At 47.5% G+C, this 26,883-nt stretch carries 30 protein-coding genes; 21 read left to right on the top strand and 9 right to left on the bottom strand.

Annotated features, from left to right (window positions below; genetic code table 11):
* Window positions 1-4: 4 nt before the first annotated feature.
* Complete coding sequence (locus L5M49_RS16430; protein WP_263266441.1) at window positions 5-505, bottom strand: hypothetical protein; 501 nt, start codon at window positions 503-505, stop codon at window positions 5-7.
* Between the two features lie 254 nt (window positions 506-759).
* On the opposite strand from L5M49_RS16430, the gene L5M49_RS16425 reads away from it, so the two are divergent.
* The 15 genes from L5M49_RS16425 (at window position 760) to L5M49_RS16355 (ending at window position 12,572) form a co-directional block, all read left to right on the top strand.
* Entirely contained in the window at window positions 760-1,368 is a 609-nt protein-coding gene (locus tag L5M49_RS16425; protein WP_263266440.1) for a phage baseplate assembly protein V, read from the top strand.
* Window positions 1,365-1,721, top strand: a complete 357-nt coding sequence (locus L5M49_RS16420; RefSeq protein ID WP_263266439.1) for a GPW/gp25 family protein — start codon at window positions 1,365-1,367, stop codon at window positions 1,719-1,721. Before L5M49_RS16425 ends, L5M49_RS16420 begins: the two co-directional genes overlap by 4 nt.
* The gene (locus L5M49_RS16415) at window positions 1,714-2,640 is read left to right on the top strand and encodes a baseplate J/gp47 family protein (RefSeq protein WP_263266438.1); all 927 of its coding nucleotides are present in this window, start codon (window positions 1,714-1,716) and stop codon (window positions 2,638-2,640) included. Before L5M49_RS16420 ends, L5M49_RS16415 begins: the two co-directional genes overlap by 8 nt.
* Window positions 2,637-3,257: a phage tail protein I gene (locus L5M49_RS16410; RefSeq protein WP_263266437.1), complete on the top strand. Its 621-nt coding sequence runs from the start codon at window positions 2,637-2,639 to the stop codon at window positions 3,255-3,257. The genes L5M49_RS16415 and L5M49_RS16410 overlap by 4 nt, the downstream gene beginning before the upstream one ends.
* Entirely contained in the window at window positions 3,254-4,018 is a 765-nt protein-coding gene (locus L5M49_RS16405) for a phage tail protein (protein ID WP_263266436.1), read from the top strand. The genes L5M49_RS16410 and L5M49_RS16405 overlap by 4 nt, the downstream gene beginning before the upstream one ends.
* A complete protein-coding gene (locus L5M49_RS16400; RefSeq protein WP_263266435.1) occupies window positions 4,015-4,434 on the top strand; it encodes a hypothetical protein in 420 nt (139 codons plus the stop codon). The genes L5M49_RS16405 and L5M49_RS16400 overlap by 4 nt, the downstream gene beginning before the upstream one ends.
* Window positions 4,435-4,436: 2 nt before the next feature.
* A complete protein-coding gene (locus tag L5M49_RS16395) occupies window positions 4,437-4,859 on the top strand; it encodes a hypothetical protein (protein ID WP_263266434.1) in 423 nt (140 codons plus the stop codon).
* A 103-nt stretch (window positions 4,860-4,962) separates the two neighbouring features.
* Window positions 4,963-6,135, top strand: a complete 1,173-nt coding sequence (locus L5M49_RS16390) for a phage tail sheath protein (protein ID WP_263266475.1) — start codon at window positions 4,963-4,965, stop codon at window positions 6,133-6,135.
* Between the two features lie 9 nt (window positions 6,136-6,144).
* Window positions 6,145-6,663, top strand: coding sequence for a phage major tail tube protein (locus L5M49_RS16385; protein ID WP_263266433.1), 519 nt, complete (start codon window positions 6,145-6,147; stop codon window positions 6,661-6,663).
* 114 nt (window positions 6,664-6,777) lie between these two features.
* Window positions 6,778-7,059, top strand: a complete 282-nt coding sequence (locus tag L5M49_RS16380; RefSeq protein ID WP_263266432.1) for a phage tail assembly protein — start codon at window positions 6,778-6,780, stop codon at window positions 7,057-7,059.
* 26 nt (window positions 7,060-7,085) lie between these two features.
* Complete coding sequence (locus L5M49_RS16375; protein WP_263266431.1) at window positions 7,086-7,214, top strand: GpE family phage tail protein; 129 nt, start codon at window positions 7,086-7,088, stop codon at window positions 7,212-7,214.
* Between the two features lie 8 nt (window positions 7,215-7,222).
* Entirely contained in the window at window positions 7,223-10,477 is a 3,255-nt protein-coding gene (locus tag L5M49_RS16370) for a phage tail tape measure protein (RefSeq protein WP_263266430.1), read from the top strand.
* Between the two features lie 24 nt (window positions 10,478-10,501).
* Window positions 10,502-10,951, top strand: a complete 450-nt coding sequence (locus L5M49_RS16365) for a phage tail protein (RefSeq protein ID WP_263266429.1) — start codon at window positions 10,502-10,504, stop codon at window positions 10,949-10,951.
* A complete protein-coding gene (locus tag L5M49_RS16360; RefSeq protein WP_263266428.1) occupies window positions 10,948-12,108 on the top strand; it encodes a phage late control D family protein in 1,161 nt (386 codons plus the stop codon). Before L5M49_RS16365 ends, L5M49_RS16360 begins: the two co-directional genes overlap by 4 nt.
* Before the next feature lie 197 nt (window positions 12,109-12,305).
* Window positions 12,306-12,572 (top strand): ogr/Delta-like zinc finger family protein, encoded by a 267-nt coding sequence (locus L5M49_RS16355; protein ID WP_113941524.1) that lies wholly within the window; start codon window positions 12,306-12,308, stop codon window positions 12,570-12,572.
* Window positions 12,573-12,748: 176 nt separating this feature from the next.
* On the opposite strand, the gene L5M49_RS16350 is transcribed toward L5M49_RS16355, so the two are convergent.
* The 3 genes from L5M49_RS16350 to L5M49_RS16340 all read right to left on the bottom strand — a co-directional run bounded on the left by L5M49_RS16350 (window position 12,749) and on the right by L5M49_RS16340 (window position 15,455).
* On the bottom strand, window positions 12,749-13,222 hold the full coding sequence (locus L5M49_RS16350; protein WP_006083793.1) for a DUF494 family protein: 474 nt from the start codon (window positions 13,220-13,222) through the stop codon (window positions 12,749-12,751).
* A gap of 2 nt (window positions 13,223-13,224) precedes the next feature.
* Window positions 13,225-14,241 carry a DNA-processing protein DprA gene (gene dprA / locus L5M49_RS16345; RefSeq protein ID WP_263201696.1) on the bottom strand — a complete coding sequence of 339 codons (1,017 nt, stop codon included), beginning with the start codon at window positions 14,239-14,241 and terminating at the stop codon, window positions 13,225-13,227.
* 83 nt (window positions 14,242-14,324) lie between these two features.
* A complete protein-coding gene (locus tag L5M49_RS16340; protein WP_105250830.1) occupies window positions 14,325-15,455 on the bottom strand; it encodes a LysM peptidoglycan-binding domain-containing protein in 1,131 nt (376 codons plus the stop codon).
* 125 nt (window positions 15,456-15,580) lie between these two features.
* Between L5M49_RS16340 and def the strand changes: the two genes are divergently transcribed.
* The 5 genes from def to L5M49_RS16315 are packed head-to-tail and all read left to right on the top strand — an operon-like array spanning window position 15,581 to window position 21,235.
* Window positions 15,581-16,093, top strand: coding sequence for a peptide deformylase (def, locus tag L5M49_RS16335; protein WP_263209454.1), 513 nt, complete (start codon window positions 15,581-15,583; stop codon window positions 16,091-16,093).
* A gap of 8 nt (window positions 16,094-16,101) precedes the next feature.
* Window positions 16,102-17,058 (top strand): methionyl-tRNA formyltransferase, encoded by a 957-nt coding sequence (gene fmt / locus L5M49_RS16330; RefSeq protein ID WP_263209453.1) that lies wholly within the window; start codon window positions 16,102-16,104, stop codon window positions 17,056-17,058.
* Window positions 17,059-17,060: 2 nt separating this feature from the next.
* Entirely contained in the window at window positions 17,061-18,347 is a 1,287-nt protein-coding gene (rsmB, locus tag L5M49_RS16325; RefSeq protein ID WP_263209452.1) for a 16S rRNA (cytosine(967)-C(5))-methyltransferase RsmB, read from the top strand.
* Between the two features lie 15 nt (window positions 18,348-18,362).
* On the top strand, window positions 18,363-19,772 hold the full coding sequence (gene trkA, locus L5M49_RS16320; protein ID WP_105250826.1) for a Trk system potassium transporter TrkA: 1,410 nt from the start codon (window positions 18,363-18,365) through the stop codon (window positions 19,770-19,772).
* A gap of 20 nt (window positions 19,773-19,792) precedes the next feature.
* Window positions 19,793-21,235 carry a TrkH family potassium uptake protein gene (locus tag L5M49_RS16315; protein ID WP_113941395.1) on the top strand — a complete coding sequence of 481 codons (1,443 nt, stop codon included), beginning with the start codon at window positions 19,793-19,795 and terminating at the stop codon, window positions 21,233-21,235.
* A 69-nt stretch (window positions 21,236-21,304) separates the two neighbouring features.
* Here L5M49_RS16315 and hemG (L5M49_RS16310) read toward each other — a convergent pair whose 3' ends face one another.
* Window positions 21,305-21,856 carry a menaquinone-dependent protoporphyrinogen IX dehydrogenase gene (gene hemG / locus L5M49_RS16310; RefSeq protein WP_113941396.1) on the bottom strand — a complete coding sequence of 184 codons (552 nt, stop codon included), beginning with the start codon at window positions 21,854-21,856 and terminating at the stop codon, window positions 21,305-21,307.
* Between the two features lie 199 nt (window positions 21,857-22,055).
* Between hemG (L5M49_RS16310) and L5M49_RS16305 the strand changes: the two genes are divergently transcribed.
* The gene (locus tag L5M49_RS16305) at window positions 22,056-22,364 is read left to right on the top strand and encodes an ArsR/SmtB family transcription factor (RefSeq protein WP_105250823.1); all 309 of its coding nucleotides are present in this window, start codon (window positions 22,056-22,058) and stop codon (window positions 22,362-22,364) included.
* Window positions 22,365-22,427: 63 nt separating this feature from the next.
* On the opposite strand, the gene hemG (L5M49_RS16300) is transcribed toward L5M49_RS16305, so the two are convergent.
* The 4 genes from hemG (L5M49_RS16300) to pepQ all read right to left on the bottom strand — a co-directional run bounded on the left by hemG (L5M49_RS16300) (window position 22,428) and on the right by pepQ (window position 26,454).
* Window positions 22,428-22,952, bottom strand: coding sequence for a menaquinone-dependent protoporphyrinogen IX dehydrogenase (hemG, locus tag L5M49_RS16300; RefSeq protein WP_263183818.1), 525 nt, complete (start codon window positions 22,950-22,952; stop codon window positions 22,428-22,430).
* Window positions 22,953-22,954: 2 nt separating this feature from the next.
* The gene (locus tag L5M49_RS16295; RefSeq protein ID WP_105250821.1) at window positions 22,955-24,412 is read right to left on the bottom strand and encodes a TrkH family potassium uptake protein; all 1,458 of its coding nucleotides are present in this window, start codon (window positions 24,410-24,412) and stop codon (window positions 22,955-22,957) included.
* Window positions 24,413-24,489: 77 nt separating this feature from the next.
* Complete coding sequence (locus tag L5M49_RS16290; protein WP_113941398.1) at window positions 24,490-25,104, bottom strand: YigZ family protein; 615 nt, start codon at window positions 25,102-25,104, stop codon at window positions 24,490-24,492.
* Window positions 25,105-25,131: 27 nt separating this feature from the next.
* On the bottom strand, window positions 25,132-26,454 hold the full coding sequence (gene pepQ, locus L5M49_RS16285; protein ID WP_263180055.1) for a Xaa-Pro dipeptidase: 1,323 nt from the start codon (window positions 26,452-26,454) through the stop codon (window positions 25,132-25,134).
* Window positions 26,455-26,883 lie beyond the last annotated feature (429 nt).

Raw genomic sequence — 26,883 nt, 5'->3', positions numbered from 1 at the left:
TATTTTAAAGAGTTTGTATGCCATTTTTACTAACAATGCCTAGCTCTGTTTCAATCAGCTCTTTTAGTTTCGGTGCGAGTTTTTTAGGTGGTATTTTACAAAGCTCATTTCTTGTAATTTGAGCATATTGATGAATTGCCCATATAACATAGTGTTTTCTATAACAGCCATGTTTGTTACGGGCATAAGTTGTAGCGACTTTCCAAAGTTCCTCATATGTCAGACCATCTTGACGAGAGTTGGGTTCGTGCCAATGATACCTAGCGCGGTAATTATCAAAAAAACTCAGAAACTTGTTTTCCAAGTTGGCATCGTTGTAAGCGAGAAGCAAACTAAACTGATTCTCTTTGGATATTGTTAAGTTAGCTGCTTCAATCCTTTTTGCTAATTCTGCGTTTGTCCTACCGATTTTCATATAGCGTTTATCTTTGCTTATGAGAAAGTAAACCCAACCATTACGCGCCCGATAGAAGTCAGCCAAACCATAGATAACTTTTGGTTTCATTGAATCACCATTACCAACTACATTTTTTATCGGAATGAAATTTAATTATTATTTTTATATTGTTAACAATATAGATGAAACAATCTACATGTCTTAGTTTGCCACAACGTAAACCGTTCTTTTGGTTTTGATGTAACAATGAACCGGGCAAACATTAGTTTTAAAATATCTTATTCTATGCCTCTTGCGTTATAACTTCCCACATACCACTCAAAGCCTTTGCGGCTAGCCATACAACTGGCAACCATAGCCGCATGAACACTGCCGCAGCTATCGCTGAACTCACTCGCCGTATCGATAACCTTTTACGTATTGGCACCGTTGCCGAAGTAAAGGGTGATTTGTGCCGCGTTAAAACCGGTGAGTTACTCACTCAGTTCCGGCCCTTTTTTACTCGCCGCGCCGGCACGGCCAAAACTAGCTGGCGGCCAACGGTGGGCGAGCAGGTGATGTTGCTATCGCTCAGCGGCGACCTTACCAACGCTTACATTCTTCCCGCGCTTTATAGCGATGAAAACCCAGAGCCAGACGATAACGCCAACCGCGATCGGACTGTGTACCCAGATGGTGCTGTGATTGAGTACGACTCAGATACCAGCGCGCTCACAGTCAAAGGCATTAAAACCGCCACCGTACAGGCGAGCGAGCTGGTCACCATCGATTGCCCCAATTCGGTCTTTACGGGCAACTTACAGGTTAAGAAAAAGCTTACCGTAGAACAAGGCGCCAAGGTCACGGGCGCGATCGAACACAACGGGAAAATGACGAACTCAGGCGGCGTAAGCATCGATGGCATTAACTTCGGTACCCATAAACATGGTGGTGTCGATACTGGTCCAGGCACATCCGGAGGCCCGCAATGACCTCAAATAAAAACTGGCAAGGCATGAACCGCTTTGATGGACGCGGTTTAAGCGAGTCGCAGCATATTAGCCAAAGTATCCAGGATATTTTAACCACGCCATTGGGTTCGCGGGTGATGCGTCGTGACTACGGCAGCGCTATTTTTGAACTCATCGACCAACCCCAAAGTGCAGCGGTAAAGCTGCAGATGATGGCGGCTGCGGTTATCGCGCTAACCCGTTGGGAGCCGCGTATTCGCATCACTGAGATAGAAGTTGTCGCCGGCGATCTTAACGGAAAAATGCAATTTAACTTGCTGACAGACCGTATCGATATCCAGCGGCAACAATCGTTTGAGGCAACCTATGGCTGAGCTCATTGACCTTTCTAAAGTCCCCGTTCCTGACATTATCCAACCGTTGAGTTTTGAGCAGCGCTTTGCTGCACTTAAGCAGATATTGGTCGGCATTGATCAAGGTTATCAAGCTGTGCTGGCACTGGAATCTGACCCTATTACCAAATTACTGCAGGTGTTCGCTTACCGTGAAATGCACTTGGTTGCGCAAATTAATGATGCGACTCGCGGTAATATTTTGGCCTCATCAACGGGTAATAACCTGATTGCGTTAGGCTCGCGTTATGACCTCGCGCCATTAGTGATCCAAGCGGGAGATGCAACTGCAGTGCCGCCTATCCCAGAAATTATTGAGGATGAGCAATCCTTTAAGCGCCGCGTACAAATGGCGTTTGATGGACTGAACACAGCCGGCAGCATTGATGGTTATGTTTTCTTTGCGTTGGGCGCCGATGGCCGCGTGGCCGATGCTAACGCTGTTAGCCCTGAACCCTGCGACATGTTGGTGACTGTTTTATCTATTGAGGGCGATGGTGTAGCCAGTGCCGATTTACTCACAAAGGTGCGCGCTACATTTGGCTTGAGTGCGGATGGGTTATCCCAATCAAATACGCCATCTAAGGTTAGGCCGCAGGGTGACAGAGTCACCATTCAATCCGCTGAGATCATTCGCTATAACGTTGAGGCTCAATTACAGATATTGCCAGGGCCAGATGCACAGGTCGTGTTAGCCGCTGCGAATCAAGCATTGGCTATATATCAAAAAGAGCAGCGGCGTTTAGGTGCGGCTCACACTCGTTCGGGCATTTACCGCGCCTTGCATCAGCCTGGTGTGAGTAACGTAAAACTGATTAGCCCATTAGAAGATATTGCTGTACTCACTCATCAAGCGGCATTTTGCAGCGCTAGCGATGTCACGATTGGGGAGGGCGAATGAGTTCTTCATTGTTACCCCCCAACGCATCCAAGCTTGAGCGCGATATCGAACAAGTGATCGCCAGCTCGCTGGATTTGCCCTTGTCGATTGCTGATCTGTGGGACCCGTTTCGTTGTCCGTTGTCATTACTGCCTTGGCTCGCATGGGCCTATTCAGTCGATCAGTGGGAAGACAGTTGGCCCGAAAGCGTGAAGCGCCAAGTCGTTAATGATGCGTTCGACATTCATCGTTATAAAGCCACGCCCTATGCGGTGCAACGGGCACTCAATAGTCTTGGGATTGAAACCAACATCATCGAGTGGTGGGAGCCTAATGGCAGCAATGTGCGCGGCACGATGCAAGTTAACGCATTGGTTAAAGACAAGGGCATTGAGCTCACTGATTTAATTCAAATATCAAAGGCGTTGACGTCCTCGAAGCGTGGAGTCATACACGCTGTTATTCGCCCTGTGTTTCAGTCATCAGCAGCGATGACTCATGCGGCAACAACACTCTCGGCACAGATTACCGAAATTGGTTATTACACCTTATCCGAGCTGCATTCAGAGGGTGAGTTTTCGGTTATGGCGGGCAGCTTTTCAGCACTATCAGTCACAGTGGAGGCCATCAGTATATGAGCCAGTTTTTTACAATTTTAACCCGCAGTGGGGCGGCGGCATTAGCCAATGGCATGGCCTTGGGGCAAGCGGTTCACATCACCAGTTTTCAGGTGGGCGATGGCGGTGGCGCGGCTTACGACCCCACGCTGGAACAACTCAAAGCCAGTACCGCTTTGGTTAATCCCGTTTATACCGGCGCGATTAACGAGTTAAAACAAGATCCAGAAAATCCCGCTCGATATTACATAGAAGGCGTGGTGCCAGTAAATAAAGGCGGTTGGACCGTGCGCGAGGTCGGTTGGTTTTTAGAGAACGGCGAGATGTTTGCCGTGACAAAATTCCCACCGAGTTACAAATCAATCCCCGCCGATGGCGCCGCGACTGAGCTGCCTATCCGAACCTATTTAGCCATCGGTTCTGACGCCAATGTCACCCTTAAAATTGACCCGACAGTGGTGCTGGCCACACGAGAGTTTGTTGAAGTACGAAATCGGCTATTTCGTTCATCAATATTATTGTCTGACGACAATAGGGTTGAAGTCGGAAGACGTCATCGATTTATGAAGCACAGCTCGCAACTTTTACCCGTAGTATCAAATGGGGAAACTGTCGTGTTTCATGTTGATTTTAGTGTGGAACTTGATAGTGGTGATTGTCGTTTAGTCGCACCTGCGGGCGAAAAAATAGTGATGTTTGATGGTGAACATGACGAGCTATTAATAAAAGCCAAGGGAGTCGATTTTATACTGGAAAGGATCAATGGGAGATGGAGAGTATGAGTATCGGGATTTTAGGTGTGATGGCTAATTCAAGCTTCTTTCCTCGAAGTTTTTCCGGCCAGATGTCGGTCGGTATCGTTCCTCCTGGTGATTTTATTATTCTAGAAGCGCAAGAAGGTAAACGAGTTCGGCTTGAGTCGTTGAATAGTGATGCAAGCGTTCCTCATATTACGGTTATTGTTGATGATGAAATCTTAATTAATGATAAAACCTTAGGCGCTAATGGTCAGTTTCTCGTTTCGCAAAGCGCGTTGCTTGAATATGTGAACACGCCGATTACCAGCTCTGATAGCAAAATGTCCCGCCTCAATAACCGCGTAATATCCGATGTTGTTGGCAAAAAAATTATCATTAGCAATGTGGCGGTTGGTAAAACGACTGGAAGCATTACTTATACATATAGCTACGGAGTCTAAGTATGTATTTAGTACAAAATACAAACGGCGAATGGGTGAAAGGTTCACCTAAAGCCGGTGAGATATTTAAACTAATAGAAAGTGGTGGTGAATTAGTTTCATACTGGCCAGGTGCTGCTGCTTCTCAATATGCAGGAAGTATGTCCGTTAGCGTAGAACGTATAGTCGGCACCGTTAATCAGCCCATACTATTTCGCGTCGAATGTTCGCTACCGCTGAATGATACGTTTGCTGTTCCATTAGAAGGGCTATTTGGCGCTCAAGGTAAAACTGTTTCGCTCACATTTGAAAATGGCATAGCTGAACGTGATGTTTTATTTGATGTCTCTGGTGAGTGGCGTATTACAGAAACGCAAATCAATGCTCATTTGCCGTTTGGGAGTCAATTTCGTTTTGCAGGTTTATCTATCAGCATTACGGAGTAGGGATTATCTAGCCACTCTTACCACCTAAACCGCTCGCACCGCTCCGGTGTGCTCTGCAAGCTTAGCCCTGCTTAGTTTTGCAAAACCCACAGCACCGGAGCACATTATGGATTATCACCACGGGGTCCGCGTCATTGAAGTCAATGATGGCACCCGAACCATTCGCACAGTATCAACCTCAGTCATCGGCATTGTCTGCACCGCCAGCGATGCCGATGCAACGCTATTCCCGCTAAACACCCCTGTATTGCTCACCAATGTCATGCAAGCCATTGGCAAAGCGGGCACCTTAGGCACATTAAAGCCCACGCTTGAAGGCATTGCTGACCAAGTCAATACGCTCACCGTTGTGGTGCGTGTTGAGCAGGGGGCGGATGAAACCGCCACAACGGCGAACATTATTGGCACTGTAACGCCACTGGGCCAATACACTGGCCTTAAAGCATTACTGGCGGCCCAGTCTTTGTTGGGCGTTAAGCCGCGCATTCTTGGCGTGCCAGGATTAGATACTTTACCCGTTGCCGCAGCGCTTGCAGCAACCGCTAAAAAACTGCGCGCCTTTGTCTATATCAGCGCCTACGGCTGCGCCACCAAAGAAGAAGCCGTGGCTTACCGTGAAAACTTTGGCGATCGTGAAGTGATGATCATTTGGCCTGAGTTTGTTGCCTTTGATACCGTCGCTGCCGCCAGTGTTAACGCTACTGCGACCGCTCGCGCATTAGGTTTACGCGCGCGTATCGATAAAGAAGTCGGTTGGCACAAAACGCTATCAAACGTCACGGTTAGCGGCGTTACCGGTTTAAGTCAGCCGGTGTTCTGGGACTTACAAGATCCGTCTACCGATGCAGGCTACCTAAACAGTAATGACATCACCACGCTGATTAATCAGTCAGGCTTTCGCTTTTGGGGCTCACGCACCTGCTCAGAAGATCCCTTATTCCAATTTGAAAACTACACCCGCACCGCGCAAGTGTTGGCTGACACTATTGCCGACGCGCACATGTGGGCCGTTGATAAACCGATAACCCCCACATTGGTTAAAGACATTATCGAAGGCATTAACGCCAAGTTCCGTGAGTTAAAAGGCCTAGGCTATATCGTTGACGGCCAAGCCTGGTACAGCGAAGACGTTAACGACGTCAGCACGATTAAGGCCGGCAAGATGTATATCGATTACGACTACACCCCAGTGCCTCCGCTGGAAGATTTAACCTTCCGTCAAAAAATCACCGACCGCTATTTAGTCGACTTCGCGTCCGCAGTTGCAGCGGCCTAAGGATAACCCATGGCATTACCAAGAAAACTCAAGCAATTAAATTTGTTTGGAGATGGTGGAAATTGGATTGGTTTGGCGGAGGAATTTACCCCTGCCAAACTCACTCGCAAATTTGAGAAATATCGCGGTGGCGGCATGCCAGGAGCCGTAGATATTGATATGGGGCTAGATGATGACGCCTTAGGTGTCGAATTCACCTTAGGCGGTTATGAATCAGATCTGGTCAAGAAGATGTCGGCTAGCAAGATTGACGGCCTAATGCTGCGCTTTGCGGGTTCCATTCAGCGCGATGATACAGGCGAAATTCAGTCGGTCGAAATCGTTTGCCGTGGTCGTTACAAAGAGCTCGACCGTGGCACTTTCAAAATCGGGGATAACACCCAAACCAAAGTCAGCATGACTTGTACTTATTACAAAGAAGTCGCGAACGGTGAGGTGCTGTGCGAAATCGACATCATCAACATGATTGAAATCGGGGCTGATGGTGTCGACCGTATGGCCGAACATCGCAAAGCCATTGGTTTATAACGCTAACCACCAACCTTAGCCCGCATCGGAGAGCCGTTTACGGGCATTTTTAATTAGGCGGCACTGGGCGTCCTGCCCTCTAGCCGCATACCGGCCATAACAGAGGATCTAATCATGTCAGAAACAACTCATAAAACCGTCACTTTAGATAACCCTATCACTCGTGGCAAAGAAGAAATCACCACCATTCAACTGCGTAAACCTAAAACAGGCGAACTGCGCGGCCTAAATGTTGCCGACATCCTCAACATGGATGTAAACGCCATGTCTACTTTGTTGCCGCGTATCAGCTCACCCGTACTCACCAAGGAAGAAGTGCAAGAGCTCGCGATTGAGGATTTTGTACAGCTTGCGGGGGAAGTCACCAGTTTTTTGATCCCAAAGAAAATGCGCTAGCCCTCCCAAGCTGCGTAGACGACACCATGGCGGATATCGCCATGGTGTTCCACTGGCAACCTAGCGAAATGTACGCCATGGAGATTAACGAGCTCATGCGCTGGCACGAGAAAGCCATATCCCGCTGGAACCTGCAACACCCCCCATCAAAGTGAGGCCATGAATGTCAAAAAAACTTGAGTTAAAATTGCTGCTGGACATGGTCGATAAAGTCACTGGGCCACTGAAAAAAATCCGCCAAGCTAGCGGCTTAGTCTCAGGGGAACTAAAAGAAACCCGCGATAAACTCAAAGAGCTGAATAAGCAATCTGCCAAAATGGACGGCTATAAAAAAGTAAGCCGTAGCCTAAGCATTACCTCGCAAGAACTCGTCACGGCGCAAAAGAAAATGCAGGGCCTCGATGAGCAAATGAAACAAAGCCAGAACCCCAGTAAAGCACTGAGGAAAGAACACGAAAAATCCATCGAAACCTTAAGAAACCTTAAAATAGCGCGTGGCAAGTTAAGCACCAGCCACAAGCAAATGCGCGAAGAGCTGCGAGCATCTGGTGTCGATACCAGAAAACTCGGTGACGCCCAAAAAGAGCTCAAAGAAAAAATAGAGCGCACAACCGATGTAATGGAACTGCAACGAAAAAAGCTAGAAGCAGTGTCAAGGCAGCAAAAGCGTCTCAATGATGCCAGCGCTAGTTATCAAAAAGCCAAAGCATTACAGGGCGACCTTGCGGGCAAAGGTGCTGGCATGGTGGCAACGGGTGCGGCCATTGGTGCCGCTTCGGCAATCCCTATTATTGAGTTTTCAAAAGCCGAAACCGCTGCAACAGACCTTAGGGTCGCGATGATGGGAGCGGGCGGAGTTGTGCGTAAAGAGTTTGCCGAAATCAATGCACTAGCCAATCAGCTCGGTAACAAACTCCCTGGCACCACTGCCGACTTTCAAAACATGATGACCACCCTTATCCAGCAGGGGATGTCACCCAAAGCGATTTTGGGCGGTTTAGGTGAAGCGTCTGCATTTTTAGCGGTGCAAGTAAAAATGCCATTTAACGAGGCGGCAGAATTTGCGGCTAAATTGCAAGACTCCACTGGCACAGCCGAAAAGGACATGATGCGGCTGATGGACACTATCCAGCGCATGTCCGGAACCGGGATGGAGTCTGGAAATATAATGCAAAGCTTTACCAAGATGGGATCAGCACTACCTATCTTAAGGAAAACTGGGCTAGAGGCGGCAGAGCTGCTGAGCCCGCTAAGCGTTATGGCTGACCAAGCTGGTTTGGCGGGTGAGGTTGCGGGTAACGCCTACGCTAAGATATTTAGACTTTCAATGGGCAAGTCAAAAGTCGCCAAGGCAAACGAAATGTTAGAGGATAGAGGTATTAAGCTCGATTTTACTGACGGTAAAGGCGAGTTCGCAGGGCTAGACAACCTATTCAAGCAGTTAGAAAAAATTAAAGGAATTAGCACCGAGGACCGCCTACCCATTCTTAGTCAAATATTCGGTGACGATGGCGATACCTTGACAGTGCTTAATCTAATGACTGAAAAGGGCATTGCCGGCTACCGCGAAGCCGCTGCAAAGATGCAGGCGCAGGCATCACTGCAACTCAGGGTGAATGAGCAATTAAGCACCCTTACCAACTTGTGGGATGCCGCCACAGGCACTTTTACCAACGCGCTTGTTAACGTTGGCGAAGCGGTTGCACCAGAGCTGAAGCAGTTGGTTAACTGGCTGGGCGAAATGGCCGAAAAGCTCGGCACATGGATAAAAGCCAACCCCGAACTCACTGGCACCCTATTTAAAGTTGCTATGGGCGTGGGGGCGCTAGCCGTTGCAGGCGGTACGCTGACGTTAATGCTCGCGGGCATCTTAGGGCCAATCGCCTTGCTCAAGTACAGTACATCTGTGTTGGGCATTAATTTGATGGGGTTATTATCCCCAACAGAAAAACAAGGTAGCGCCTTTGGCAGACTATCGAAAAGCGTGACGGGCGTGATAGGTAAAGCCACTAATTTTAAAGGCGCATGGGCAGGTATCGGTGCGCTATGGAAACAAAGCGATCCTAAAAATACCTTGCCAGCATTTAAACAAGTTGCTGCAACACTCGACCGGTGGAATGGCTCATTAAAGCGTATTGGGCCTCGCTTTTTGCAGGCTAGAGCTGCAACGGTGGCATTCGCTAAAGCGCAGTGGCTAGCCGTCGTCTCGGGCTCAAAACTGGCAGCGGTCAATGCAGGGATGGCAATCAAATCGACTGTGAGTGGTATACAGAGCTCCACTGCGGCAATGCGGGCTTATGTCCAAACTCATGGGAGAGCGGGCACTTTGTTGAATGGCCTTAAAGCCAGCGCGCGAGGAATTGGCCGAGTACTACTCACCAGTGTCACGTCACCGCTTCGCCTCGTTGGGCAAACGCTGCTATTTGTTGGCCGCGCCGCCTTACTTAACCCTATCGGCTTACTGGTAACGGCTATCGGTTTGGGGGCGTTGGCTGTTTATAAATATTGGCAACCCATCAAAGCCTTTTTTGTCGGATTTTGGCAGGGGCTGCAAGAAGGGCTTGCGCCCGTAGCGGAAGCGCTTGGCCCTGCGTTCGTCGCATTTGGTAGCGCATTAGCCCCACTCAAACCCATTTGGGACGGCATCGCCAGCGTGCTCGGCACTGTTTGGAAATGGGTAACAGAGTTACTTACCCCGATTAACGCCACCGCTGCCGAGCTTGATAATGCCACCGGCGCAGGTAAGCGCTTTGGTTTATGGCTGGCTGACATCATTAATTTCTTCCCGCAAGTCATCGGCAATTTTATGAGCTTTGGCGCCAACATTATGGACGGTGTAATAAACGGCGTCGTGAGTAAAGTTGGCGCACTGAAAGAGGCTATATTCGGTGCCGCCAATGGCGCTATTGATAGTTTTAAAGACATGCTCGGCATTGCTTCACCCAGCAAAGTATTTGCGGTAATGGGCGACCAAACCATGCAGGGCTTAACTGTAGGCATTAGCCGAACCCAGCAGGAGCCGTTAGCCGAGGTGAATAAACTCAGTAAGCAAATGGCAGGCACTGCATTTGTGCTGGGTATCTCAGCACTTCCTGCCGCCGCAATGCCAGATGCTACGCGGTTGATTAAAGGCGGTGAGTTACCAGCAAGAACTATTCAACGCCATGTTGATGATGGGCTAGCACCTAATGCTGCGTCAGCCGTCGATAGGCTTAGCGCCGGCAGTGCCTTTGCGCAGCGCCAAGCGCCGCAACCTCAAACCGTTCACATCGATGCGGGTATTCATGCGCCCATTACTATCCACGCTACCGCCAATATGGATGCGCAGGATGTCGCGCGCCTAGTCGCCATCGAACTCGAAAAGCGGGATCGCGCTCAGCAGGCGCGCCTTCGCAGCAGCCTTAAGGACCTTAGCTAACATGAGTAACATGAGGCAAACATTATGATGATGACACTCGGTTTTTTTGTATTTAGCCGGTTAACTGTGCCATACCAAACATCGCAGCATGAAATGGTATGGCGACACCCAACCAATAGCCGCGTCGGTGCGCGGCCATCGGCGCAGTTCTTGGGCGTGGGCGATGAAACGCTAACGCTATCTGGTGTGCTAATGCCTGAAATCACCGGCGGAGAACTTAGCCTTGAGGCGCTGCGTAAAATGGCCGACACAGGCAAAGCCTACCCGCTGATAGAAGGGCGCGGCACTGTGACAGGCTTTTTTGTGTTCGAGAAAATTAGCAAAGGCCGCAGTGAGTTTTTTAGTGACGGCGCCGCGAGGAAGATTGAATTTACGATTGAGCTAAAACGGGTGGATGAAAAAAACACTAGCCTCATCGCGAACGAGAACCTAGTCGGCATGGGCATCAGCAAACTGGTAAGGGGGATTTTGTGAACCTACTTGAGCAGTTTAACCCGTTGGCATCGAGCGACCAGCCCACGCCAGACTATCAAATATTGGTCAATGGCAACGACATCAGCCCCAAAGTGAAAACGCGGCTCATGTCGCTGCGCCTCACAGATAACCGCGGCTTTGAAGCCGATAGCATTGAGGTGCAACTTGATGATGCAGACGGTGAGCTGGCTATGCCCCCCAAGGGCGCAACCATGCAAGTGCGTATTGGTTGGAAGGGGAGTGCACTGGTTGATAAAGGCACATACACCATTGACGAACTCGAGCACAGTGGGCCGCCAGATTGCTTAACCATTCGCGGTAAAGCCGCTGATATGCGCGGCACCTTGCAGCAAAGCCGCGAGCAAAGTTTTCATCAACAAAGTGTGAGCAGCATTATCGATGTCATCGCGGCTCGGCATCAGCTTAAGGCTAAAATTAGCGATAACTTGAAAATGGAGTTTATCGATCACATAGACCAAGCCAACGAATCCGATGCCAATTTTCTAAGCCGCCTCGCCGAACAGTTTGATGCCATAGCCACGGTAAAAAATGGCAACCTGTTATTTTTACAGGCGGGTTTAGCCCATAACGCCAGTGGCATCGCGCTCGATCGTGTAGACATTACCCGCCAGTCAGGCGACAGCCATCACTTTGGCGTCGCCGATCGCGATGCTTACTCAGGTGTCGTGGCCTATTGGCAAAACGATAAAGCCGCCAAGCGACAGACAGTTAAAGCCAAAAAGCCTTGGCAAAAAAGTAAACCGAAAGCTGAACCTGAGCAGCCTCTAGACCAAAATGGTGCGCCAATAGCTGTGGGCGAAAAGGAGATCATGGTTGGCAGTAACGACAACGTCAAAACCCTGCGGCATATCTACGCCAACAAGCAGAACGCCGAGCGCGCAGCGCGTGCCATGTGGGACAAACTGCAACGCGGCGTGGCCACCTTCACCATCACCTTAGCCATGGGGCGACCGGAGCTATTCCCTGAGCTGCCAGTTAACGTCAGTGGTTTTAAACCGCAAATCGATAACAGTGACTGGCTACTCACCCGCGTTGAGCACAACATCACCGACACGGGTTACACCACAGGGATAGAGCTAGAAGTAAAAAATAGTGAAGTGGCTGAGGTGACCGCTGGCGAAGATGGGGAAGATTAACCGCCAAATGTATCGAGCACAGACGTCAATAACTATGTTGGCCACAGCGGAAGGTAAAAATTTTGCAGCTACACACAATATGTTGTGTATATAACCCTATAGCCACCCTTTAGAATGGTTGTACGCAGTGACAATAAGGAGTTAACCATGACCTCGCATAAACCATATAAAACCAACATCCATAAAGAGGCTGTGTAATGGGTTGCGGTGCAGGCATGACCTGCCCACATTGCGACAGCCGCGCACTACAGCGCCGAACTCGCGCTATCACGCCACTCACCCGTGAGAAAACCTACCGCTGCAATAACGACGAATGTGGTCACATATTCGTTAGTATTGAAGAAATCCAGCGCACCGTAGTACCACCACGCATTCGCCGTGAAGGGATAAACCTGCAAATGAGCAGAATATCCAAGCCACAAGTAGAGCTGAGCCGCACAGAAGCTAGCCCAGCTCAGCGATAACCAGCAGTAAAACCAAAACAAAAAGCCCACATCAAAGTGGGCTTTTGGCTGCCAAAAACAACACCGCGGACAATATGTGGCAATGTTTCTTTAAAAAACTATAAAAAACAAAATCTTAAAACATCAAAAAAGGAGGTCTTAGCCTCCTTTCTCTCATAATTCATCTTTCACAACAATTAAGAATGCAGTCGGCCTTCGGGCTGTTCGAAGATCAAATCTTCCATTTGCTCATAAGCGGACTCATGGCCAGGAGCATTAAACAGCACCATTAAGATAACCCATTTGAGATCTTCTAAAATCAGGGTTGGTTCATCCAACTCCATCACTCTATCGATCACCATTTCACGGGTTTCGACATTCAGCACTTTAACTTGCTCTAAAAACAACAAGAAACCGCGGGATTCTACATCCAGCTTGTCCATTTCGTCCTTCGTATAGATACGAAACGAATGCTGATCGTGATTACAAAGATAAGGTTTATCCCCTTCTTGTAATTCAGCTAAGCGCTCTAACCAAGTTAACGCTTTTAAAATCTCGGATTGATGAAATCCGGCACGAGTGAGTTCCTTGGTTAACTCGTCTTCATCAACTAGTAGTTCAACTTCACTGTGAACATAGTTTTCAAATAGATACATGAGGATATCAAACATGGCTAGCTCCTCTTTACTCTGACGTAACCACCGGGTACTGCTATTACCCAACCTTGCAACTCAAGTTCAAGCATTTGTTCTAACACCAGATCTATCGTTTTTCCACTATGTTCAACGACTGCATCAATTGATGTAGTTTCATAACCTACACTAGCTAACAGAGACGAAAATGGCAAATTACAAATCTCGCCTTGCTGTATATGGTGGCATAACTTCAATTCTTCAAGGTGGAAAGCGGTTAAACTTGCCAACTCTTCCACTATATCGGCAGCGGTTTCCACAAGCTTTGCTCCATCACGTAATAAATCATGACAGCCTTGATGGTAACCACCTAAGATTGAGCCCGGAACGGCAAACACCTCACGCCCTTGTTCCATCGCCAACCTAGCAGTGATTAAAGAGCCGCTTTTGCGACAGGCTTCAACCACAAGAGTACCTAAAGATAGACCGCTAATAATGCGATTTCGTTTCGGAAAATTACCCGCAAAGGGACCAGCATCAGGCCAAAACTCGCTAAGTATACAGCCTTGCCGCTGAATATCATGATAAAGCTGTCGATGTTTTCGTGGATAAATGATCTCTATGCCCGTTCCTAGTACGGCAATTGTGCGCCCTTGATGGTCAACACAGGCTTTATGGGCCGCCCCATCAATCCCCATCGCCATGCCACTACAGATACCAAATCCCATTGAGGACATCTCAGCAGCCAGTTGATAAGCGACCTGCAATCCGCCTGGAGAAGCATTACGACTGCCAACAATCGCAAGATAAGGAAGGGCTAACGCCTCTAAGCAACCTTTAACGAACAGGACGGCGGGCGGATCTGAGAGTTGTTTTAATAATGGTGGATAAAGCGGATCAGAGAAACAAAGCAGATGATGATCGGCGGCTTGCTGTTGCCATTCGAGGGCGACATCCACTTTTTGATAATCAATAACAAGGCTATGGAGCAGATGATCAGATAAAGGTAGCGCTTGTCTCTCATGCTCTAATCTTTGTCTGAGGTCGTCCACTTCCATGTGCGTTAATAATTGTTGGATCCGAGCGGGTCCTAGCCCAGATACAGCACAAACAACTAACCAATCGACCAAATTTTCAGAGATTATAGACCTCTTAAGGCTAAAGATTCTGGGGCGATTAACTTATCGTCGACACGAACAGGCCGCTCGGTGGAGACAATCAAACCTAAGCTCGCCTTATCAAACACTTTAAACACTAACAACTTACCATGATAAACATCCGGCATCTTAACTGCACGATCCGAAGAGACTGACGCCATTAGGTTATCATAGGCAGTACGTTCAATTGCAGGAACCGGCATACCATCATTGTTGATAACAATAACCTCACCATCACGGTAAATAGAAAATACCACCCCAGGCTCGACGCCATCCTGAGTGCCTTTATCTAAGTACACGACATTCAACTTACCCGCTTCACGCAAATTTGATTCTGTTGCTAACACTAAAGCTGGTATCTTTAATTCCGCAGGTTTAGGAGTAAAGTAAGCTGACATCAAGGAATCACTTTCCATCGGCAATACTCTGAAGCCTGCTTTAGTTTCGCGAAAGCTCGTTAGCAACTTAATTTTTGAAACCTTACCAGACTCAATCACTTGCCCAGTAGACGACAAAATGGCTTCTTGTCCTAACGCTTCGCCTGACTCTTTATTGAAAAACTCGCGACCACGTTCGTAAATACCATATTTTTGGTTTATTGGCAGTTCAGCATCAATATAAATCACATCACCCACAATATGGTGACGCGATGGACTTTCACCTGCCAGCACCATAGGTTGCTCAGTAAGCCAGTGAGTCTCGACGACCCGATTCTGCACTAAATATTGTTCAATCAAGGCTAAATCAACGGCTGGAATAGCATTACTCTTAGCAATGACACGTCCCTCTGGACTCTTTTTTACATGGGGTTTAGCACTATCGACAGTAGCACCATTACGCACAAGGCGGGGCTGACCATCAATAAATACCAGAGTGAGTTGATCGCCAGGGTAAATAAGGTGGGGGTTAGCAATCTGTGGGTTTACATCCCAAAGACTCGGCCATTTCCATGGGTCATTCAGAAACGCGGCGGAGATATCCCAAAGAGTATCGCCCTTTTTCACTACATATGACTCAGGATGCCCCGCCTTAAGCGTCAGGGTATCTGCGGCAACAAACGTGCAATTGAATGTCATTAACGCGAGTAAAATTAACCGTTTCATGGGTATTTCCATGTTGTTTAACTCTTAGTTTGAGCTTTTACTGTTATTGGTAGGCACTAAAGATTAAAATTAACTCATTAGCATCAGTCAGTATAACTAACTGGCAGAGATTTGACAGACTTGTTAAGAGTTTATGTATGACACTATTAAAAGTATTACAATTCCCTGACGAAAGATTACGAACACAAGCCACACCCATCAAAGAGTTTAATGCCGAGCTGCAGACTCAAATTGATGATATGTTCGAAACCATGTATCAAGAAAAAGGTATCGGTCTGGCCGCGACCCAAGTTGATTACCATAAACAACTTATTGTCATGGACTTACAAGATGAAGTCGAACGACCCAAAGTGTTTATCAACCCCGAAATTATCGCCAGCAGCGGTGACTTCTGCAATGAAGAAGGTTGCCTGTCGGTTCCGGGGATTTACGCCAAAGTCGATCGCGCCGAATTTGTCACGGTAAAAGCCTTAGACAGACACGGTAACGAATTTATAGTTGAGGCCGATGAGTTATTTGCCATTTGTATTCAACACGAAATGGATCACCTCAAAGGCAAATTGTTTGTCGATTATTTGTCGCCGCTAAAACGTCAGCGGATCAAACAAAAACTTGAAAAAGCGGCCCGATTGGACGCCAAAGAAGCATAGGATCAGATTTGAAACCACTCAACATCATCTTTGCCGGAACACCGGATTTTGCCGCTCGCCACTTACAAGCACTGTTGAACTCACACCACAATGTGATTGGCGTTTACACTCAGCCCGATAGACCCGCTGGCCGCGGCAAGAAACTGACCGCCAGCCCAGTAAAAGAACTCGCTATCGCCAATAGTATTCCAGTGTTTCAACCCGGCTCATTACGTAAAGAACCCGCGCAACAAGAACTTGCCGCACTCAACGCCGATATCATGGTGGTCGTCGCCTACGGCCTGATCTTGCCAAAAGTCGTGTTAGATACACCGCGTTTAGGTTGTATTAACGTTCATGGTTCTATTTTGCCACGCTGGCGTGGTGCCGCACCGATCCAACGCGCACTTTGGGCCGGCGACAAAGAAACTGGCGTAACCGTTATGCAGATGGATGTGGGTTTAGATACTGGTGACATGCTGCTTAAAACCACTCTGCCGATCGAAGATAACGACACGTCAGCCAGCCTTTACGAGAAACTGGCAGAACAAGGTCCCGTTGCCCTATTGCAAGCCCTCGAAGGTTTGGCAAATGGCACCTTAGCCGCTGAAAAACAAGATGAAGCCTTAGCGAACTACGCAGAAAAACTCAGCAAAGAAGAAGCCAGACTCGACTGGAATAAATCCGCTAAACAGTTATGGCAAGAAGTCCGCGCCTTTAATCCTTGGCCTGTGAGTTACTTTGAGCACCAAGGTAACACTATAAAAGTGTGGCAAACTCAAGTCAGCGAAACCACCAGCACAGCCGCTCCAGGTACTATTATCAGCGCCAGCAAAAAAGGCATAGACGTTGCCACCGCTGATGGTGTGTTAACCCTGCTGAGTATGCAGCTTCCGGGGAAAAAGCCACTCAATGTTGCCGATATTCTCAATGCTCGAGGTGAATGGTTTAGCCCGAATACTCGCCTCGCAAACGAGGCACAATAATCATGAACTTGCGCGCGCTAGCTGCGAAAGCCATCTTCGAAGTATTAGAAAAAGGCGTGTCACTGTCAGTGGCATTGCCTGATCAACAAAAACATCTTGCCAGCGGCAAAGATAAAGCCCTACTTGCCGAGATCTGCTATGGCGTGATGCGCACTCTGCCGCAAATAGAAAAACGCATCAGTGAATGCCTAGCGAAACCACTCAAAGGTAAGCAAAGGATTATCCACCAGCTCCTGATCGTAGGTTGCTATCAACTGTACTTCACTCGTATTCCAAGCCACGCCGCAATTTCAGAAACCGCCGAAGCCTGTCGCCAATTAAAATTTGAAGGCATGGTCAAAGTGGTTAATGGTGTACTGCGCAATATTCAGCGCCAGCTATCGCCGCTAAGTACTGGATCAGATACCTTAAGCTATAACACACCCGCTTGGTTAATTAAGCGCTTAAAAGAAGCCTATCCCGAGCAGTGGCAAGACATCATTCAACAAAACCATGAACGCCCGCCCATGTGGCTGCGTAACAATCGCTTATCCCAGAGCCGTGCCGAATACCTTGCTGCCTTAGCCGAACTCGACATTGAAGCGAGCGAAGGCAGCAGTGCCGATGCCATTCTCCTAGCGCATCCAAAGGATGTCGCCACACTGCCACACTTTCATGAAGGTGCAGCATCAGTGCAAGATGGCGCGGCACAATGGGCGGCTACCTTACTAGCCCCGCAAGCGAATGAATTAATACTCGATGCCTGCGCGGCACCCGGTGGCAAAAGTTGTCACTTACTCGAACTTGAGCCGAGTATCAAATTAGTCGCTGTTGATTTTGATGCCAAACGCCTTGAGCGTGTGCAACAGAACCTTGACCGCTTATCATTAAAAGCGGAGCTTATCCATGGTGATGCGGCCAACATAGACTCATGGTGGCAAGGCGGACAATTTGATCGTATCTTACTGGACGCGCCTTGCTCAGCCACAGGAGTGATCCGCCGCCATCCCGATATTAAATGGTTGCGAAAAAACCATGACATCGAAGAGTTGGCTGAACTACAACAGCAAATTCTCGATCATTGCTGGAAGTGGCTAAAACCCGGTGGAACGCTTCTTTATGCCACTTGTTCGATTTTACCGCAGGAAAACCGCGACCAGATCAGTGCGTTTTTAGATAGAACGGTAGATGCTAAGCTAGACACACTTGCCCAGCAAAATTCGCCACAGGATATAGGTTGGCAAATCACGCCAGGACAAGACAATATGGATGGGTTTTATTATGCCCGTTTATTGAAAGCGACTGATTAGGAAGTAAGCAAGGCCATGAAAATTATCATATTAGGTGCGGGTCAAGTTGGGGGAACCTTGGCCGAAAATTTGGTGGGTGAGAACAATGACATCACCATTGTCGATTATGACAAATCCAGATTACGCGCCCTGCAAGATAAATATGACCTTCGCGTCGTAGCGGGCCATGCCGCTCACCCTGATGTGCTCAGAGAAGCGGGCGCAGAAGATGCCGACATGCTTATCGCCGTAACCAATAGTGATGAATGCAATATGGCTGCCTGCCAGATTGCCTATACCCTTTTTGGTACGCCGACTAAAATTGCCCGTATCCGCTCAGAACCGTATTTGGCGATGCGCGATAAACTCTTTATCGACAGTGAAACCAAAAATAGCGATGGTCGTCCCCGTGGCGGCTTCGTGATCGATGAATTAATCGCCCCTGAACAGTTAGTGACCGCTTACATCCAGCGACTCGTAGAATATCCAGGCGCATTGCAAGTGCTTGAATTTGCTGAAGGCCGCTTGAGCCTAGTGGCTGTTCGAGCCTATTACGGCGGCCCACTGGTGGGGAATGCATTAGCGGCACTTCGCGAACACATGCCCAATATTGATACCCGGGTCGCGGCGATTTTCCGCCAAGGCCGCGCTATTATGCCTCGCGGAACGACCATTATCGAAGCCGATGATGAAGTCTTCTTCGTTGCAGACAGTCGCCACATTCGTGCTGTCATGAGCGAAATGCAAAAGCTCGATAACTCCTACCGCAACATTATGATCGCCGGTGGCGGTAACATAGGCCTAGGTTTAGCAAAACGCCTTGAGCGCACCCACTCGGTCAAACTGATTGAGCATAAATTAGAACGTGCAGAAGCCTTATCGGAGCAGCTGGAAAATACCACAGTGTTCTGCGGTGATGCCTCAGATCAAGAATTACTGCTCGAAGAACACATAGACCAAACCGACGTATTTATTGCGGTCACCAATGACGACGAAGCCAATATTATGTCCGCCCTGCTAGCAAAACGTATGGGCGCGAAAAAGGTCATGGTGCTTATTCAACGCGAAGCCTATGTGGATATAGTGCAAGAAGCCAACATCGATATTGCTATCTCACCACAACAAGCGACGATTTCGGCACTATTAACTCATATTCGTCAGGGTGATATCTGTAACGTTTACTCTCTACGTCGTGGGGCGGCCGAAGCAATTGAAGCCATTGCCCACGGAGATGCCAGCACTTCTAAAGTCGTTGGCAAAGCCATTGGTGATATTAAGTTGCCACCGGGGACAACGATTGGTGCCATTGTCCGCAATGATGAAGTGCTGATGGCCCACGACAAAACCGTGATAGAGCAAGGAGATCACGTGATCTTGTTCTTAGTGAATAAAAAGTTTGTCGGCGAAGTCGAGAAGCTTTTCCAACCAAGTGCTTTCTTCTTCTAAGAACCTTAGTAAGCCAACTTATGCTGAACTTTAGACCGCTATTGTTTATTTTAGGGCTGTTTTTGTCCATGCTGACAGCTTTCATGCTGATCCCTCTGCTCCTCGCCGCATACAAAGGTGAGGAAACCGTGGGCTCTTTTATGGTGTCAGCATTAGTCACAGGCATTAGCTCAAGCCTGTGTTTACACAATGGCCAGAGCAAAAGCATTAACCTCAATATCCGCGATATGTTCCTGCTAACCAGCCTAACGTGGTTGATCGTAAGCCTATTCGCGGCCATGCCATTTACCCTTTATCACGGTATTGGTTATACCGACGCCTTCTTTGAAACCATGTCCGGCATCACGACCACAGGTTCTACTGTACTCTCAGGGTTGGATACTATGGATCACAGTATCTTAATCTGGCGCTCTTTATTGCAATGGCTAGGTGGGATTGGTTTTATCGTAATGGCGGTGGCGATTCTGCCCTTCTTAAACGTCGGCGGGATGCGGCTATTCCGCACTGAATCATCCGATTGGAGCGATAAAGCAGTGCCTCGCACCCAAAGCATGGCTAAGTATTTATTCTTTATATATATTTTACTAACGAGTATCTGCTGTGTTGCCTATCATCTGGCGGGAATGACTTGGTTTCAGGCCATCAATCATGCAATGACCACCCTCTCGACTGGTGGCTACTCGACCTCAGATAGCTCAATGGCGGCGTTCTCCAACTCTGCACACTGGGTTGGGATTTTCTTTATGGCAGCAGGTGGCTTGCCACTGCTCATGTTTGTACAAACCATACAGCAAAGGGATCTACGGATTTGGAACGATGCTCAGGTCAAAGGCTTCTTATTTTTCCTCACATTTGTATCTTGTTCTATTGGCTTCTGGCTGTGGCAAACCCGCGACATTGAGCTTCTAGATGCACTGCGTTTATCCAGCTTTAACGTGGTATCGGTAGTCACCACTACAGGTTATGGCTTAACGGACTACGGTGCTTGGGGCGCCTTTGCCAATATCGCCTTCCTGTTTTTAATGTTTGTCGGTAGTTGCTCTGGTTCAACTTCGGGCGGGATTAAGATCTTCCGTTTTCAAATTGCTGGGGCCATTATGCGCGAGCAATTGAAACAGCAATGTCATCCAAACGGTATCTTTAGGGAACGTTACAACAACCGCATCATCAGTGATGATATCGTGCGCTCTCTGATCACTTTCGTACTGCTGTTTGTGATGGTGATTGTAGGCTTGTCAGTGATTTTAGTGCTCACGGGTCTCGATCCTATGACCAGTTTCACGGGCGCGATTACGGCAGTCACTAACGTGGGCCCTGGTTTAGGCCCGATTATTGGACCTGTAGGTAACTTCTCAACGCTACCCGATGTCGCTAAATGGGCGTTGTCACTCGGCATGCTCCTCGGTCGTTTAGAAATCTTAACCGTGGCGGTGTTGTTCCACCCGAGTTTCTGGAAGTACTAATTCAGTAGAGCTTAAATACTAAAAAGGCGCTTAACTTGTTAAGCGCCTTTTTATTAAGCCTGACCCGTCCTAAATAGCGGTAACGTCGACTAATTCCAATAGATGATCAGCATAAACTTTCACATCTGCCCAGTCGGTATAATCGATAACTGACTTAGGATCAGTTGGACCCTTAGTCATCTTCATAATCAACTGAATCGCCAATCTGTCATACCAAGGCCATGAAGGATAATCCACTTTGCCCGCAATAATTTTAAGATCAGCAGGCGTCCATGGCGATAACGCAATGAACTTTTGCAGATATTTATTATTTGCAGGGATACGTTTTTCAGGATTTCTCGCCACAACATTGACGCAGAAAAAACTGTTTGGCAATGCGCCCAGAGCCTGTGCATGCTGCTCAATAAATTGAAAAACGCTCTTATCATAGGTGCCATAGAGCACGCAGGCACCTAAGGCAACGACATCATAATCAGGCCAATTAATACAAGTTGCGGCAGCACTGTTGATATCGATGAGGTCAACCTTAGCGTCACGAAATCTTAATTGCTCGGCAATTGCACTGGCAATCTTGGCCGTATGGCCACCACGGGTAAAATAAAGTACGAGGACGCGTGTCATAGGCAATTCCCGATCCACTGAGTAATACCACCATTGTGGCAAGGTTACGTTAAATAAACCTCTGATAGGATCACAAATCAGTCGTATCTCATATTCTGAGATGCAAAAATTGAGATCTGCATTGCCGAGCAGTATGATTGCGTAAACACATGTGTTCAATTAGAATTATCTAATAAAAAGCGATAAAGTGAGTGACCTTATGCAAAATGATATAGATGTAGATGCAATGGTAACTAATGCGGAAAGTGCGGCTAAATGGCTCAAGGCCATAGCGAACCCTTATCGCCTAATGATTTTATGTCTATTACTAGACAAAGAGTTGAGCGTAACCGAGCTCAACGCCACAGTGCCATTAAGCCAGTCGGCCCTATCCCAGCATTTAGCCGTATTACGCGCAGAAGATCTCGTGGATACCCGTAAGAGCTCGCAGATTGTTTACTATAAACTCAAGAACGAGCAAGTCACCCAAGTGATTTCGATTCTGCATAGCCGCTACTGCGCGGCCTAACACTGCAAAATTAGCCTAAATTTAAGCCCTAACCTCTTGCAAGTGATTAGGGCTTAATGGTTTTTAATGTCGGCTAAAACGGTTACCGAAGGCATCGACTTTTGCCCAATCGGTAAACTCAAAAGTACCTGTAATATCCGTTGGCCCTTTAGTCAACCACATGATAAAACGTATCATGGTCCGGTCGAAGAAACCGTATTTAGGGTAATCAATCTTGCCTGCAAACACTTCTAACAGCTGGGGTTGCCACAGTGAAAGCTTGAGAAACTTTTGCATATAAGGATTGGTTTCAGGCGTATTTTTTAAGGGTTTGCGCGCCACTACGTTAACGGTAAAAAAACCATTAATCTTAGTATCTAGCACTGCATGGTGGCGATTCACATACTGATAAAGCTCTGGTCTATGCTTACCATAACGAATACTGGCACCAATCAGCACTTTATCAAAATCCACTAGGCTCAACGCTTCCGCCTGCTCTAATGTGGCGAGCGAAACCTGCTCTCCCGCCTGTTCAGCAATCGTCTTCATTTTTTGGCAAATTGCCAATGTTTGGCCATCAATCGTCGAATAGATTATTAACGTCTGCATGATTAATTCTTCCAAAAAGTTGGCGTAAACAAAATCAGTAAGGTAAATACTTCGAGGCGACCAAACAGCATAGCCACGACCAATACCCACTTTGCTCCATCACCAATACTGGCATAATTGCTCGCTACCTCACCTAAACCTGGGCCTAAGTTGTTTAAGCATGCCGCCGTGGCACTAAAAGCCGTAATATCATCTAATCCCATCGCCATGAGTGCAAGCATACAAATCACAAACACCAGCGCATAGGCAGAAAAGAATCCCCAAACAGCATCAACCACACGGTCGGGTAAGGCTTTAGAGCCAATCCTAATCGAAAACATTGCCTTAGGGTGAACAAGTCGTTTCAATTCACGTGAACCCTGTAGCAGCAGTAAAATTACTCGAATGACCTTAATCCCACCCGCAGTTGAGCCACCACAACCACCGATAAAACTCGAAAACATTAATAGTATGGGTAAAAATAATGGCCACAGATGGAAGCTATCAGTGCCAAATCCAGCCGTAGTGGCAACTGAGACAGCCTGAAATAAAGCATGATCTAAGGTTTCTTCTGGCGAATCATAAATACCAGAACGATAAAGCGTGAAGAAACAAATCGCGGTGAGAATAAGTTGAATCGCCACCAGCATCTTAAATTCAGCATCTTTAAAATAGACTCTAACGTTAATCCCACGTCGTGAAAATGCCGCAAAATGCACGCTAAAGTTAACCGCAGAAACAATTAAAAAGAACACACAAATAAGATTAATAGTAGGACTATCGAAATAGCCCATACTGGCATCGTGGGTCGAAAAACCTCCGATGGCAATGGTCGAAAATGAATGACAAATGGCGTCAAAAATACTCATGCCCGCCCACCAATAAGCCGTCGCGCAGGAAATCGTTAGCAGTAAATAGATATACCACAGTGCTTTCGCGGTTTCGGCTATCCGCGGGGTCATCTTACTGTCTTTCACTGGCCCCGGAATTTCTGCGCGATAAAGCTGCATTCCTCCCACACCGAGCACAGGTAAAATAGCCACTGCGAGCACAATAATCCCCATGCCGCCAAGCCATTGCAGCATATGGCGGTAAAACAAAATGGCCTTAGGTAGGAAATCGAGCCCGACAATGACAGTGGCTCCGGTGGTGGTTAACGCAGAAAAAGATTCAAAGAAGCTGTCTGTCCAGCTTAAGTCTGGCTGACTCGAAAAGATAAACGGCAAGGCACCAATAGAACCCAGTACAGTCCAGAACAGCACGACAATCAGGAAGCCCTCTCGCGTACGCAATTCCTCTTTGCAGTGGCGGTTCGGATACCAGAGCCAAAAACCAATAAATAGGCTAACAAAAAATGCCTGCATAAACGCCGTGCCGCCGCCATCGTTATACCAAACAGCGATCAGTGCTGGTGGCAGCATAGTGATTGAAAATAAACCAATCAGCAGGCCTATGATTCTAATTATGGTTTTATATTGCATTACGCGAGTTCAATTATTCCATTGGCTGTAAAGGTATTTTCAGCATTTGGGCTATTTTGGCATAATTTACGCAGGCATCACAGCTCAAACTCGGGCCTCAAACTTCCTTGACTCAGTGTCGCCAGCGACTCACAAAGCCATGCCTGTTGCTCTCGCCCTATCTCAAACACAATATCGACCGCTGTGGCAAATTGCTTATCAATGATCACGGCATCCACTTGCTGTAATAGATGCTCGACATCGCGCAGCTGCGCATAATCACAATGCAACTTGGCGGGATACCGTAACTGTTTGAGTTGCGTCGGTAATTGAATCAAGCCTTGCCTTAAGCCCGACGTATAAGCCCGAACGAGTCCACCTACGCCTAGCTTAGTACCGCCATAGTAACGCACGACAACAGCGCCAACTTCGCCAATATGTGCCCCTTGCAACACAGCTAACATAGGGCGGCCTGCACTGCCAGCGGGCTCACCGTCATCACTCGAACCAATCAAGACGCTATCATCCGGTGCGCCAGCAACAAAAGCTGAGCAATAGTGGCTTGCGCCGGGATAGTCACGCTTTATGTCAGTAAGTACTAACTTTAATTTATCGACACTATCGCAATGAAAGAGAAAAGAGATAAAGCGACTATGCTTTATCTCTTCTTCAATGACGATTTCATCACAGGGAACGTTATAACTTTCGAGCACGAATTCGCCCTAATCTATTTTCAAACATCAATCGGCTAAGCCGAGCTCACGGGTCATGTTCTCGTTTCTATCTTGATGCACTATGACGTTATCTTCGATACGAATACCGCCAAAAGGCCTTAACTCATCAACCGTTTGCCAATTGATCTGTTGGCCACGACTATCTTGTTTAAGCTCATTGAGCAAAGTATCTATGATGTATAACCCAGGTTCCATAGTCAGCACTTGGTTTGGCGCTAAAATGCGGGTGCAACGTAGGAATGGATGGGCCTCGGGCGCCGCGATATGGGTACCGCGCTCATCGTGGGAGAAGCCACCCACGTCATGTACTTGTAAACCTAACATATGGCCTAAACCATGGGGGAAGAAAGCACTGGTAATGCCTTGATCAACCAAACCTTGGGCATCCCCCGTGGCTAAATCAAAATCCAATAGCATTTGCGCGACTTTAGCGTGAGTCGCTAAGTGCAAATCAGGATAACGCACGCCGGGGCGCATCATGTCGATAAGCTCCAGCTGCGCCTTATTCATCGCAGCGATCAACTCATCGAAACGATTCTTCTCGAATGCATAGGTTCTAGTGATATCAGACGCATAACCAAAGTAGCTCGCGCCCGCATCGATAAGAAAAGACAAACGTTTCGCAGGGCTTTGATGCTCGAGCGCGGTGTAATGCAAAATCGCCGCATTTTGATTAAGAGCGATAATATTGCCGTAGGGCACTTCATTTTCGCTCTGGCCCACGGCAGATAAATAATGCTGTTGGATCTCGAACTCATTCGCACCGTTATAAAACGCATTTTTAGCCGCCAAATGTCCCTGCACCGCAATTTGGTTGGCGCGGCGCATACATTCCAGCTCATATTCAGTTTTAGTGGTTCTGTGGTAATGCAAATAGCTCATCACAGCATCGGGATTGCGACTGGTAAAACCCAGCACTTCGGCTACATCTAAATGCTCACCCAAATAAGCCCAATTAACTGTGTCTTTAGGTAACAGCTCAGCGACCTTATCGGCCTTAGTTAACAGCTTAATATCAAAATGCTCGGTCCAGAACATATCCGGCACATCGGATACTTTGTGCCAAAAATCCACAGGACGATAAAAAATCAGCTGCGGCTTATCGCGACCATTGACGACTAACCAACAATTCGGATTATCTAACACTGGCAACCATGCCTTGAAGTGCGGGTTTGCTTTAAAGGGATAATTGATATCATCCAAAAACATCCGATGCGGCTGACCCGAATGGATCACTAAACCAGACAAGGCTTCTCGAGACAAAATCTCTGCGACTCGGCGGTTTAACTCGGCAATATGGGCACGATAGTGATGAGCCAACTGATCCATTTGTCATCTCCTGCAATGAATAAAAGTTAATATTATGAGCCAAATTTGCCCACATAATCTTAATCTGATCATGAACAACAGATTCAATCAAAACGTTAAACTGTCACTCAATCTAAAATAAATGGCTGCTGAATAAAGAACATTAAAGCGATAACATCATGATTATTTTTAATAATTCTATTCAACCCTAGCATGGCTACAGCGTTTAAACGTCTAAGGAAAACAGCCGCAAAGACCTATTTATCCGCAAAGTGATTTAACGCACTCTAGGTGTTCTACACTCTGTGCAGTGTATCACAAAGGTGAAAAATCACTCTAGCCGACAAGAAATTAAACAGTCGTTTAAATTGGGTGTTGTAATTTATCGAATTTCGAAGCACACTGGCACACAACTGGTCAAATGATGGCCGAAGCTGCTGTGAGATAGAG

The organism is Shewanella sp. SM74 (genome assembly GCF_025653725.1).
GTDB lineage: Bacteria > Pseudomonadota > Gammaproteobacteria > Enterobacterales > Shewanellaceae > Shewanella > Shewanella oncorhynchi.
The sequence above is the reverse complement of the archived record's forward strand: the minus strand, read 5'-3'. Positions and strand labels throughout refer to the sequence as shown.

Bases quoted from the DNA above. Each gene is read 5' to 3' on its own strand.
- L5M49_RS16430 (WP_263266441.1), bottom strand. From the start codon at position 505: ATGAAACCAAAAGTTATCTATGGTTTGGCTGACTTCTATCGGGCGCGT.
- L5M49_RS16425 (WP_263266440.1), top strand. From the start codon at position 760: ATGAACACTGCCGCAGCTATCGCTGAACTCACTCGCCGTATCGATAAC.
- L5M49_RS16420 (WP_263266439.1), top strand. From the start codon at position 1,365: ATGACCTCAAATAAAAACTGGCAAGGCATGAACCGCTTTGATGGACGC.
- L5M49_RS16415 (WP_263266438.1), top strand. From the start codon at position 1,714: ATGGCTGAGCTCATTGACCTTTCTAAAGTCCCCGTTCCTGACATTATC.
- L5M49_RS16410 (WP_263266437.1), top strand. From the start codon at position 2,637: ATGAGTTCTTCATTGTTACCCCCCAACGCATCCAAGCTTGAGCGCGAT.
- L5M49_RS16405 (WP_263266436.1), top strand. From the start codon at position 3,254: ATGAGCCAGTTTTTTACAATTTTAACCCGCAGTGGGGCGGCGGCATTA.
- L5M49_RS16400 (WP_263266435.1), top strand. From the start codon at position 4,015: ATGAGTATCGGGATTTTAGGTGTGATGGCTAATTCAAGCTTCTTTCCT.
- L5M49_RS16395 (WP_263266434.1), top strand. From the start codon at position 4,437: ATGTATTTAGTACAAAATACAAACGGCGAATGGGTGAAAGGTTCACCT.
- L5M49_RS16385 (WP_263266433.1), top strand. From the start codon at position 6,145: ATGGCATTACCAAGAAAACTCAAGCAATTAAATTTGTTTGGAGATGGT.
- L5M49_RS16380 (WP_263266432.1), top strand. From the start codon at position 6,778: ATGTCAGAAACAACTCATAAAACCGTCACTTTAGATAACCCTATCACT.
- L5M49_RS16375 (WP_263266431.1), top strand. From the start codon at position 7,086: ATGGCGGATATCGCCATGGTGTTCCACTGGCAACCTAGCGAAATGTAC.
- L5M49_RS16370 (WP_263266430.1), top strand. From the start codon at position 7,223: ATGTCAAAAAAACTTGAGTTAAAATTGCTGCTGGACATGGTCGATAAA.
- L5M49_RS16365 (WP_263266429.1), top strand. From the start codon at position 10,502: ATGATGATGACACTCGGTTTTTTTGTATTTAGCCGGTTAACTGTGCCA.
- L5M49_RS16355 (WP_113941524.1), top strand. From the start codon at position 12,306: ATGGGTTGCGGTGCAGGCATGACCTGCCCACATTGCGACAGCCGCGCA.
- L5M49_RS16350 (WP_006083793.1), bottom strand. From the start codon at position 13,222: ATGTTTGATATCCTCATGTATCTATTTGAAAACTATGTTCACAGTGAA.
- dprA (WP_263201696.1), bottom strand. From the start codon at position 14,241: ATGGAAGTGGACGACCTCAGACAAAGATTAGAGCATGAGAGACAAGCG.
- L5M49_RS16340 (WP_105250830.1), bottom strand. From the start codon at position 15,455: ATGGAAATACCCATGAAACGGTTAATTTTACTCGCGTTAATGACATTC.
- def (WP_263209454.1), top strand. From the start codon at position 15,581: ATGACACTATTAAAAGTATTACAATTCCCTGACGAAAGATTACGAACA.
- rsmB (WP_263209452.1), top strand. From the start codon at position 17,061: ATGAACTTGCGCGCGCTAGCTGCGAAAGCCATCTTCGAAGTATTAGAA.
- trkA (WP_105250826.1), top strand. From the start codon at position 18,363: ATGAAAATTATCATATTAGGTGCGGGTCAAGTTGGGGGAACCTTGGCC.
- L5M49_RS16315 (WP_113941395.1), top strand. From the start codon at position 19,793: ATGCTGAACTTTAGACCGCTATTGTTTATTTTAGGGCTGTTTTTGTCC.
- hemG (WP_113941396.1), bottom strand. From the start codon at position 21,856: ATGACACGCGTCCTCGTACTTTATTTTACCCGTGGTGGCCATACGGCC.
- L5M49_RS16305 (WP_105250823.1), top strand. From the start codon at position 22,056: ATGCAAAATGATATAGATGTAGATGCAATGGTAACTAATGCGGAAAGT.
- hemG (WP_263183818.1), bottom strand. From the start codon at position 22,952: ATGCAGACGTTAATAATCTATTCGACGATTGATGGCCAAACATTGGCA.
- L5M49_RS16295 (WP_105250821.1), bottom strand. From the start codon at position 24,412: ATGCAATATAAAACCATAATTAGAATCATAGGCCTGCTGATTGGTTTA.
- pepQ (WP_263180055.1), bottom strand. From the start codon at position 26,454: ATGGATCAGTTGGCTCATCACTATCGTGCCCATATTGCCGAGTTAAAC.